The following is an 11,327-nucleotide window of genomic DNA, read 5'->3' as shown; positions in this document are numbered from 1 at the left end:
TGAGGGATTCCGAGTTGGAACTATTTTCTATTTTTGCATAGGATTTTGCCTTAAAGTGGCGGATATTGTAAACTAGAAGTAAATTTTTGTATCTGATTACCATGAAAAATAACATGTCTTATGTTAAGTCTTACCTGATAGGGATCTTTTTGTTTTTATTGGCTTTTTCGGTCTCGGCCAAGCAGTATTATTTTAGAAATATTAATTCGAATCAGGATTTGTCCAGTAATTCGGTGTATACCATTTATCGGGACAGTAGAGGCTTTTTATGGATCGGTACAGATTTGGGAGTAAACTGTTACGATGGTTATCAGATTAAAACGTACAAGGAAAATTCTCTTGATAAAAACAGCATAGCCAATAATTATATCTATTCTATTACCGAAGATGCTTCCGGTTTGCTCTGGATATTGACGAGGGCTGGTTATTCTGTTTTTGATTTGCGTAAAGAGTGCTTTTACAATGATTATGCTTTTATTCTTAAAGAACGAAATGTAACCCAAGGGAACTGGATACGGGCTATTATTCAGAAGAAAAATCTGGATGCATACATTTTGGACGATTATTCGGTTTCTATCTATGATCACGAAAAGAAGCAAACACTTAAGGTTAAAGATTCTGATAAGAAAGGCTTCATAACAGGGTGTATCGACTCTAAAAGATACCTATGGCTATTGGATAAGGATTTTGCATTGTTAAAGGTAAATATGGATACGGGGGATATTGTAGACCGCTCTTCTTATCTCTCGGGAAAAGGACTCAGCAGGATCCGGCTTTTTGTGGATGACCGTAACAATGTCTGGGCAATATGCGATGAGCGTTTTTTGGTTCAGTATAATCCTGCAATCAATCAGTGGCGTGAATTTTCGGATGTTTTGTTCGATTCTTATCTGCTTCGATGTATCACTCAGAATGAGAACAACATTTATATTGGGACCGATCATGGAGGACTTTATGTCATAGATATGAATACGTTTTCCATCAAGAATATAAAAAAAACGAACGAACTATATTCGCTTTCAGACAATACTGTAAGCAGTTTGTATTCCGATACTGACGGTATCTTGTGGATTGGTACTTATAAATATGGTCTTGACTGCTATCATCCATTGTTCAATTCTTTCCATTCTTATAAAATTAACGAATCGAAATGGCTGAATGACATTAACTGTTTTGCCGAAGATAGTGAGGACCGGTTGTGGATTGGGACAAATGATGATGGACTTTATGTAAGAGCGAAGGATGAAAGCTCCTATAAGAAGATCAGCTATAATCCGAAAGGAGATGGTAAAGGAACTATCGTATCTCTTTTTCAGGATAGTAAGCAGCGAATGTGGATCGGGACATTCATGGACGGATTGTATTGTTATGCAGATAATAAGTTTGTGCATTTTGACGAGAAAGACGGCATAGACAGCTCTGTGTGGTGTATTGGCGAGGACAATAGTGGAAATGTATGGATCGGTTCCTTGAATAAAGGTATATTCCGTTATGTTGACAGCGAGAAACGTTTTGTCGCATCTAGATATAATGCGGAAAAGACAGCTACCACGATCGAATGTATATTCCGAAAAGAGGCTGATAATGAACTTTGTTTTGGAACTTCTGTTGGCATTCAGGTCATCTCTGCTTCCGATGAATTAGTGAAATTCTTCAGATTCAACAAACCTGAAGATACGACCACTGAAAAGAATTACATAAACCGTATTGTACAAGACTTGCATGGATATTACTGGGTGTGTACACAAGGTGGGCTTGCTGTAGTGGATGCCAATATGAAGAACTATCACTTTTTTACAGACAAAGAAGGCATCGAGCAGAATACTGTCTATATGGCGATTGTAGACAAAAACAATGATATTTGGGTCAGTACTCCCAAAGGCTTGTTCTGCATTCAGGTTATCAGTTATGGGAATCTGACGGATATGGAGGTACGAATATCGAAGTATGGCAAAGAAGACGGATTGCAGGATAATATTTTCAATGCAAAATCAGGACTCTTGACCAAAGACAATAAGGTCATCTTCGGTGGAGTAAACGGATATAATGTTTTCGATCCTTCCGAGATCGTACATAAAGAGCAGGGAGAAAGGTTATCATTTACCAATTTGTATATCAATAACAGGGTAGTAAAGATCGGTGAAGAGCTCAATGGACGTGTTTTGTTGGAACAGGCGTTGACCAACTGCAAGAAGGTTGTTCTTAAATATGATGAAAATAATATGCGGATCGAATTCTCTGCGTTAGATTTGTTATATCCGCAGAAATATAAGTATGAGTATAAGCTGGAGGGAAAAGACAAGGACTGGCAGAACGTTCAAGGTGTACTTCCCGCAGCATCGTATAGCGATTTGGACTATGGTAAATATCAATTGCGTGTAAGAGCGGTCGACCAATCGGGAGCCGGTTATGTTCAGGAAAAAATGATTGGGATAGAAGTATTGCCGCCGTTCTGGCTCAGTTGGCCTGCATTCCTGATATATTTTATTGTGGCTGTTCTGGCTGTTTATTACATTGTAAGAAATATCATGCTACGTACTGCGTTGAAGTATAAAATCATGCAGCAACAACTGGAAAAGACACATATGGAAGAAATGAATAATATGAAAATCAATTTCTTCACCAATTTAAGCCATGAGTTGCGGACACCGGTATCGCTGATTATACTTCCCATTGAGAACTTGTTGGTTCAAGAAAAAAACTGGGCCATAAAGAACAAGTTGAATATGGTATTGAGAAATGCCAAGCGGCTGCTTTTTATTGTCAATCAGCTGTTGGATTTCCGAAAATTGGAAGCTGGGGAAATCTCTTATAATCCGATGGTGGGAGATTTGGTCTCTTTTGTTAAGAATGCGGCGGCTGCATTTGCAGATATGGCTCAAAGTAAGAATGTCAAGCTTTCATTTACAGGTAATGTCGAGGAATTGTATACGCAATTTGACCCGACCAAAATGGAACGTATCATTTTCAACTTGCTTTCCAACGCTTTTAAGTTTACCCCTCATGGCGGAGAAGTTGCAGTTTCTGTCGAATATAACGAAGAAGCCAGTCTGCCCATAAAAATCAGTGTCTCAGACACCGGAATTGGCATTGAGGAAAAAGAATTGAGGAACATATTTAAGCCTTTTTATCAGGTAGAGTCGAATGGCCGTACCATTAATATCGGAACGGGTATAGGGTTGTCTATCATTCACGACTTTGTACATTTGCATCAGGGAGAGATCGATGTAAAAAGCGAGATTGGTAAAGGCACTACTTTTATAATAGAGTTGCCTTTGGTTAAGGGAGATGAGTGTCTGATAGAGCAGGAATCTGCAGAAACATCCATTCAGACAGACGTGGCAAAACCTGTTCAATCCTTGGGCTTTTCGCCTAAGGAACATACGGTTCTTGTCATAGACGATAATGATGATTTCAGGTATTATTTGGTGGAAAATCTTCGTCACGAATACAATGTGCTTGAAGCAGAAGATGGAGAGGCCGGATTTGAGAAGGCATGTAAGCATATACCGGATCTTATCATATCGGACGTCATGATGCCGAAAAAGGATGGACTGCAGTTGTGCGAGATGCTGAAAGCTCAAGATAAGACTGCGTCTATTCCGGTGGTTCTGCTGACCGCCAGTGTATCCGAACAGGATAAGATCAAGGGGCTGGAATTGGGCATCGATGTATTTCTTACAAAACCGTTTAATTTGGAAGTTTTAAAAGCACAGATTGCCAATCTGCTGAAGAAACAAGAAGTGAAGAAGGAAACGGAAAAACGGGAAGAACCTATTGTTGCTAAAGTCGAACATAGTTCGCAGGATGAGAAGCTGCTGAATAAGGTAATAACAATCATGGATCAGCATCTGTCTGAGTCGACCTTTGGGGTTGAGCAGCTGAGCAAGGAAATAGGTATCAGTACCGTGTATCTCAATAAGAAGATTTCTGCCATGACGGGGAAGACAACCAGTGAGTATGTTCGTTCGCTTCGCATCAAGAAAGGAGCGGCATTGCTGTCGAAGACTCAAATGTCGATAGCCGAAATCGCTTACGAGGTAGGATATACCGAACCCAAGTATTTCTCGAAATATTTTAAAGAGGAATATGGCATGTTACCGTCTGAATATAGAAAGAATTATAAGTGAAAAGTATGTTGTTGTAAATCGGAGTGGAGAGGTTTTACTTTCTTATAAAAAATATAACTTATGTATAAGCTGATCGGATTTTGTTTGTTATTGTCGTTTGCGTCTTTGAATTTGTTTGCAAAGAAGTATTCTTTATGTTCACCAGACGGAAAGTTGCGTGTTGTTCTTCATGCAGATGATGGCTTTCTGACATGGGAAGTTGCTTACACAGATGCTGCCGTATTGCAGCCATCGCGCTTGGGGCTTAAATTTCAAGAGGAGTCAGAAGTTGGATTATGGGTAAAGAAAGTCCGAAACAAAGAAGTCTGTGTCACTCGGCAATCTTCTTTTTATAAAAGAAGTAGCTGGCAAAGCGAATATCGTGAAACCGAACTGACATTCAGGAATAATATCCGGTTGCAGATCAGGGCGTATAATCAGGGAGCAGCTTACCGCTTTGTCAATTCGGAGGACAGTGTAATATTGAGCGATGAGGTTGCCGAATTTGTATTTGACAAAGACTATTCCTGTCAGGTTCCCTATGTTTGCGATCTGCGTGATGCGTCCGATCAGTATTGTTCGGCATTCGAGTCATTGTATTCTTTTCTACCCTTCAGCTCGCTGAAGGCAGATTCCCTTTCATTGTCTCCGTTGTTGGTTTGTCTGGATGGAAACCGCAAGGCCTTGATTGGTGAGTCCGGACTGAAAGATTATCCGGGCATGTTTCTGAAAAAAGCCGAACAGGCAAATTATGGTGTGGAAGCCGACTTTGCACGATACCCACTTGATTTCTATGTTGGTGGATTTAACCAGCTGAACGAAATGCCCCAGACCAGAGCCGATTATATCGCGCAGCTATCTCCAGGTCAGTGCTTGCCTTGGCGCATTGTGGCAGTATCTACCGATGATTCGCAATTGCTCGGTTCTGACCTTGTATACGAATTGGGTGGTGAATGTCAGTTGGACGACACGAGTTGGATTAAACCCGGCAAGGCTGCTTGGGACTGGTGGAACGATTGGAATATAACAGGGGTGGATTTTAAAGCTGGTTGTAATACGAAGACTTATAAGCATTACGTTGATTTTGCTTCCCGTTACGGATTGGAATATCTGGTAGTGGACGAGGGGTGGAGCAAGAACGCCAAAGATATGAGCGAGCTTAATCCGAACCTTGATTTGGTTGAATTGATTCGCTATGCGGATGAAAAAAATGTAGGAATCATTTTGTGGGCTTCCTATCTGGGCTTTGTGAAGGATACTGATTATTACTTGGAACATTATGCCAAGATGGGAGTTAAGGGATTTAAAATCGATTTCTTCGACCGTGACGATCAGCCTATGGTGAAGTTCTGTTATGAGTTGGCCAAGAAAGCGGCAAAGCATCATCTGGTGTTGGATCTGCATGGCATGTTCAAACCATCAGGTCTGAATGTCTGCTATCCCAACGTCTTGAGTTTTGAGGGTGTTCGTGGACTGGAAAACTGCAAATGGCACAATTACGATATGCCAGCCTACGATGTGACAATGCCTTTTATCCGTATGGCAGCTGGTCCTGTGGACTACACTCCAGGAGCTATGAACAATGCAGCCAGGTATGTTTTCCGACCAGTCACACAGCAACCCATGTCGATGGGTACCCGTGTACATCAGCTGGCCTCTTACGTAGTGTTCGATTCTCCTTTGCAGATGTTGTGCGATTCTCCTACTTTCTACGAACGGAATGTCGATTGCACACGTTTTATAGCGTCTGTGCCTACGGTGTTCGATGAATATGTTCCTTTGCAGTCGAAAGTCGGGAAATATCTTTCTGTCGCAAAGCGCAAAGGCGATGAATGGTTTGTAGGTGCTTTGACGAACTGGGATAAGCGGACCATTACCATAGATTTCAGTTTCCTCCCTGCTGGTACGTATAAAGCAACTGTTTTTACTGACGGAATCAATGCGGACAGGAATGCCACCGATTACCGGAAGACTGAAATCACTGTCACCTCTGATACGGTATTGAAGTATGACATGGCTTCCGGTGGAGGAGTGGCAATGAGAATCCGGAAACTTTAGGAAAACATATTGTTCGGACAGAGCCAAATTATTTTGTCTGGCAGACTATGATTTTTTCCCAGTTAGGAAATAATTTTTTTCTAACTGGGAAATTTTTTTTCCCTAACTGGGAAAAAAACACTCCCTAACTTGGGAGAAATTCAGTTAGTATAAATACGGTATTTGCTATCTCTAAAGAGGGTGTTTGGCTTCGTAAAGAAGGTGTTTAGCTTCGTAAAGAGGGACTTTAGGACATCAGGTAAGTTGCTTGGAGTTTGGCTGGTCTTTATAGATAATTAATGCGGTGTGTTGGGGGGATTGTATAGTCAGAAAAAAAGCTGAAATCTATCTGACGGCTATTATGCTGTAGGATAGATTTCAGCTTTATTGTTCTTAACGGTTAGAGAAACTTATTCTATCGTTATGCTTGTCTTTTTCAGCTTGTTGACATCTGATGTGCCACCATATAGAATTTCGTATTCACCTTCCAACTGTCGCATGGTGTTTGTCTCTGTGTCGAACCATTCGAAATCTTCAGGCGACAATGCTATTTCTACATCGGTTGTATTGCCTTTGGCTATGGCTACGCGTTTGAATCCGCGCAAGGCATGCGAAGGACCTTCTTTGTCGCCGGGACGTCTCAGATAAACTTGTACTACTTCTTCGCCGTCGCGTGCACCGATGTTGCTTACGGGGATGGTGACAGTAAGCGTTTCGCCGGCTTTGATGGCGGAAGCACTCAGTCGGGCATTGCCATATTCAAAGTTGGTATAGCTTAACCCATGTCCGAAGTGGAAGAGGGGAGTACCTTTGAAATAGCGGTAAGTGCGTCCTTTCAGTGAATAGTCCTCAAAGTCTGGAAGTTGGCTGGTACTTCTGTAGAAAGTAAGTGGCAGTCTGCCGGCCGGATTGTACTCACCAAACAGTGTCTTGGCAATAGCTTCTCCACCGGCTTGGCCCGGATACCATGCCTGTAACATGGCATCGCACAGTTCAGTTTCTTGAGTCAACGCCATAGCCGAACCCGAGAAGTTGACGAATACGATTTTCTTGCCAGCTTTTTTAAGTGCTTTCAGCAAGGCTGTCTGTATCGAAGGAAGCTCGATGGTCTCACGGTCGCCGCCACGGAATCCACGGATCTTAACGGGCATTTCCTCTCCTTCGAGCTGAGGGGAGATACCACCGGCGAAAATGATGACATCGGCATCTTTTACCCGATTGACAGAGGCTGAAAGATTAAGAGGAATTTCACGTCCCAGGTCGAAGTTGAGCGATGCGCAGTCGCCTTCGGTAGCTACGTAAGCCACTTTGATCTGGTATTCTTTTCCAGCCTCGACGGGCATGGCATAGGCACGTGCACTTTTCATATTTAATCCCGAAGCCACTTCTTTGCCATCGACGTAGAGACGTACATGTCCTTGTGTCTGAAAACTGAATGCGATTTCTTCGGTTTTGTCCGGACGGAAAGTGGCTTCGTAGATAGCCGAAAAATCACCGAGGTTTACTCCGGGAGCAAACACGGTAGCTCCTGCCGTGGTGAAACGGAAAGGTGTACCAACATGTGCCGTAACTTCGGGAATACTGTCGGGTTTCTGCTTGTTCCAGTACATGGCACGGAAACCTTTTTGTCCGTTGCTGCTGCATCGGTCGAAGAGGCTGAGCAGGGTGACTTCGGAAGTATGGTCGCATCCGGGCTCGTAGATAATCTGCGATTCGGGTAACATTTGCTGTAAACCTTTAAGCAACGTGATTGTGTGGCTGGGGAATCCGTTGTAATTACCCCATTGCATCACGGAGTCGTTGGCATTGGGACCCATAACGGCCACTTTCGTTTGTTTGTCTAAAGGCAGCAGATTGTTTTTGTTCTGCAACAATACGAGGCTTTCTTCGGCCATCTTCAAGGCAAGGTCGCGATGTTCCTGGCAATCGACTACGCTGTATGGAATGCTTTTCCAAGAAACATCTTCGTCCATTTCGCCCAGTTCGAAGCGGGCAGTCAGCACACGTTTGAGTGACTTGTCTATCGTCTTTTCGTCTATCAGTCCTTCTTTTACAGCATCGACCAGAGAGCCGTAGCTTGCTCCGCATTCCAGGTCAGTTCCTGTACGTACAGCTTTGGCACTGGCATGTTGAGCATCGGGCTCAGTGTTGTGGTTTCCCTCGGTATAGAAGTCGGCTATGGCCCAGCAGTCGGACAGGATGATGCCGTCAAATCCCCATTCGTCACGCAGAATCTGTTGCAGCAGACGATTGCTTCCGCAACATGGTTCGCCTTCGTAGCGGTTGTAGGCACACATCACTTCTTTTACTCCGGCTTCGGTAACCAGTCTTTTAAAAGCCGGCAGGTAGGTTTCCCACAGGTCGCGGGGAGCAATATTTTCGGCATTGAATACATGTCTGTTCCATTCAGGACCACTATGCACGGCAAAATGTTTGGCACAGGCATGTAATTTATCGTATCGGGTAGTGTCGGGACCTTGCAGGCCACGTACTACGCTTACACCCATCTCGCCAGCCAAATAGGGATCCTCGCCGTAAGTTTCTTGTCCTCGGCCCCACCGCGGATCTCGGAAGATGTTGACGTTGGGAGTCCAGAACGTTAGTCCTTGATAACGCTTCAGGTCACCACTTTTAGCAAATTGAGTATTCTTGGCACGTGCTTCGTCGGATACGGCGGTAAATACGTCATACAGCAACTCGTTGTCGAACGAGGCAGCCATACCTATACATTGTGGAAAAACGGTAGCAGTACCTGCTCTTCCTACGCCGTGTAAGGCCTCGTTCCACCAGTCATACTTTTTGATGCCAAGTCTTGGAATGGCAGGTGAGTTCATTTGCATCAACGAGACTTTCTCTTCTAAGCTCAGTCTGCCGATGAGGTCTTCGGCCCGTACTTCAGGTGATAATGAAGCGTCTTTATACGCTTCTGTTTGTGTTTGGCATGCTGACATCAGGAAGCAAACGCATCCTAATGTCAGTCCGAATCGTGCAATTCTTTTTCTTTTCATGTTTGTTTAATGATTTTGTTTGAAAAAACTGTTTGTTTGTGGGCTTTAAAGATATGCATATTTTGGTGAGGAATGCATATCTCTAGTTACTTTTTTGCAGTTTTCCCGATTATTTATATTCAAATTGTACGGTTCCGCGTATGTCTGCTGATGAAGCAGCAATATATGCCTTGAATTTTCCCGGTTCGACAGTCCATTTCTGTTGTCGGTCATCAAAGAATTTCAGATCGTTGGGCGTGATAGAGAAAGTTATTTCTTTTTCTTCTCCGGGATTCAATTCTACTTTGCAGAACTTTTTCAATTCTTTTTGGGGGCGGAGCAGCGTGCATTTTTCATCACCGATGTACAGTTGTACGATCTCTTTTCCGATGACAGTTCCACTATTCCGTACTTTGAAGGATATCTGCAAAGAATCTGTTGCCGTCAGAGTCTTGGATGTAGCGGCAGGTTTTGAATAATCGAATGTCGTATAGCTTAATCCATAACCGAAAGGATACAGGGGAGCTATTTTCTTGGTGTCGTACCAACGGTAGCCAACGAGGATATCTTCTTTATATTCTTCCTTGATGCTATCACCCGGGTAACTCAGTTGTCCGAAGTGATGAGCCGGACAGTCTTCGAGCTTTACCGGATAAGAGAACGGCAGTTTACCGCTTGGAGTAACTTTACCTATCATTACATCGGCAAGTGCGTCTCCGCCGATTGAACCCAGATACCATGATTGTACAATGGAAGGAACCTGGTTGTTCCATGGCATTTCTACTGCATTTCCACTGACAATGACTGCTACGACATTGGGATTAGCCTTGACAAGTCCCTCGATCAGTTCGTCCTGTCCGAACGGTAATCCGTACGAAAGCCGGTCGCCTCCTTCGCAGTCCTGATAATGGTTTTTGTTCAGTCCGCCAATGAAAATAACCAAGTCGGCTTTAGCAGCTTTTTCGATTGCATCGTTTCGTAAAGAATCCATAACGGATTGCGGTATGTTTTCTGCATTTCCATAAATCGGACGTCCGGCTGTATAGCCTTGTGCATATTCTATGCGATTGCCTAATCGTTTTTTGAGCCCTTCGAGTGGCGATACAAATCTTTTCACTTTCAGTTCGGAAGAACCACCTCCCAACATCAGATTACGTGTTGCATTGTCTCCAACCACTAAAATGCGGTTATATTTTTCGGGAACAATAGGCAATAGAGCTGCTTTCTTTTTCGAACTCTGGTTCTTCAGCAAAACAATACCTTCGGAGGCTATTTCGTATGCAGTCTGTTCGTGTGCTTCGCTGTTCATAGAACCAAATCCCTTTTGACTGTTCATCGAGGTACGGAATATCAGACGCAATACACGTGCAGCTTTGTCGTTTACAACCTCCATAGGGATTTTACCTTCTTTTATCATTTTCAGATAATTCTTTCCCAAATAGTAATCATCGTAACCGAATTCTGCTTCCGAGGTCAGTCCGTTGGTATAGGAACCCATTTCAATGTCAAGACCGTACATGGCAGCCTGATAAGTATCGTGAGCAGCTCCCCAGTCAGTAATGACACAACCGTCGAAGCCCCATTCTCCTTTCAGAATCTTGTTATTCAGCAATTCGTTGTGTGTGGCATGTACGCCCCGTACTTTGTTGTAAGATCCCATGATGCTCCATGCATGTCCACGCTGGACGGCTGCCTGAAAAGCGGGTAAATAAATCTCGCGTAAAGCTCTGTCACTTACTTGCACGTCGATATGGCCACGCCATACTTCCTGATTGTTCAGTGCATAATGCTTGACGCATACAGCTACCTTGTTGGATTGTACTCCCTGAATGTAAGGAACACACATTTCAGCAGCCAGATACGGGTCTTCGCCCATGTATTCGAAATTACGTCCGTTAAGAGGAGTGCGGTATATGTTGACACCGGGTCCCAGCAAAACATCCTTTTCGCGGTAACGTGCTTCTTCACCAATCGCTTTTCCGTACTTGCCTGCAAGTTCTGTGTTCCAGCTGGCAGCCAGACAGGTGAGGGCCGGGAAGGCTGTGCAGCTGTCGCTGGTCCATCCGGCATATCCCCAGTCGTTCCAGTTGACTTCCGCACGTACTCCATGAGGGCCGTCGCTCATCCATAATTCGGGGATACCAAGGCGGGGGCAACCGGGAGAGCTGAACTTGCCTTGGGCGTAGCTCAGACG

At 43.8% G+C, this 11,327-nt stretch carries 4 protein-coding genes; 2 read left to right on the top strand and 2 right to left on the bottom strand.

The features are described from left to right. The first annotated feature begins 113 nt into the window (after positions 1 to 113). Both QVP67_RS09480 and QVP67_RS09475 read left to right on the top strand, forming a co-directional pair. Positions 114 to 4,130: a hybrid sensor histidine kinase/response regulator transcription factor gene (locus QVP67_RS09480; protein ID WP_022163328.1), complete on the top strand. Its 4,017-nt coding sequence runs from the start codon at positions 114 to 116 to the stop codon at positions 4,128 to 4,130. 60 nt (positions 4,131 to 4,190) lie between these two features. Further along, positions 4,191 to 6,167 carry a glycoside hydrolase family 97 protein gene (locus tag QVP67_RS09475; protein ID WP_022163327.1) on the top strand — a complete coding sequence of 659 codons (1,977 nt, stop codon included), beginning with the start codon at positions 4,191 to 4,193 and terminating at the stop codon, positions 6,165 to 6,167. A gap of 389 nt (positions 6,168 to 6,556) precedes the next feature. Here the strand turns inward: QVP67_RS09475 and xyl3A are convergent, their stop codons facing one another. Further along, a complete protein-coding gene (gene xyl3A, locus QVP67_RS09470; RefSeq protein WP_022163326.1) occupies positions 6,557 to 9,154 on the bottom strand; it encodes a xylan 1,4-beta-xylosidase in 2,598 nt (865 codons plus the stop codon). 109 nt (positions 9,155 to 9,263) lie between these two features. Further along, positions 9,264 to 11,327, bottom strand: a 2,064-nt coding sequence (locus tag QVP67_RS09465; RefSeq protein ID WP_288180076.1) for a glycoside hydrolase family 3 C-terminal domain-containing protein, incomplete at its 5' end; no start/stop codon positions are given.

This window comes from Bacteroides sp. CAG:633 (assembly GCF_000435115.1).
GTDB classification, from domain to species: domain Bacteria; phylum Bacteroidota; class Bacteroidia; order Bacteroidales; family Bacteroidaceae; genus Bacteroides; species Bacteroides ndongoniae.
This window is presented reverse-complemented; position numbering and strand designations above follow the sequence as displayed.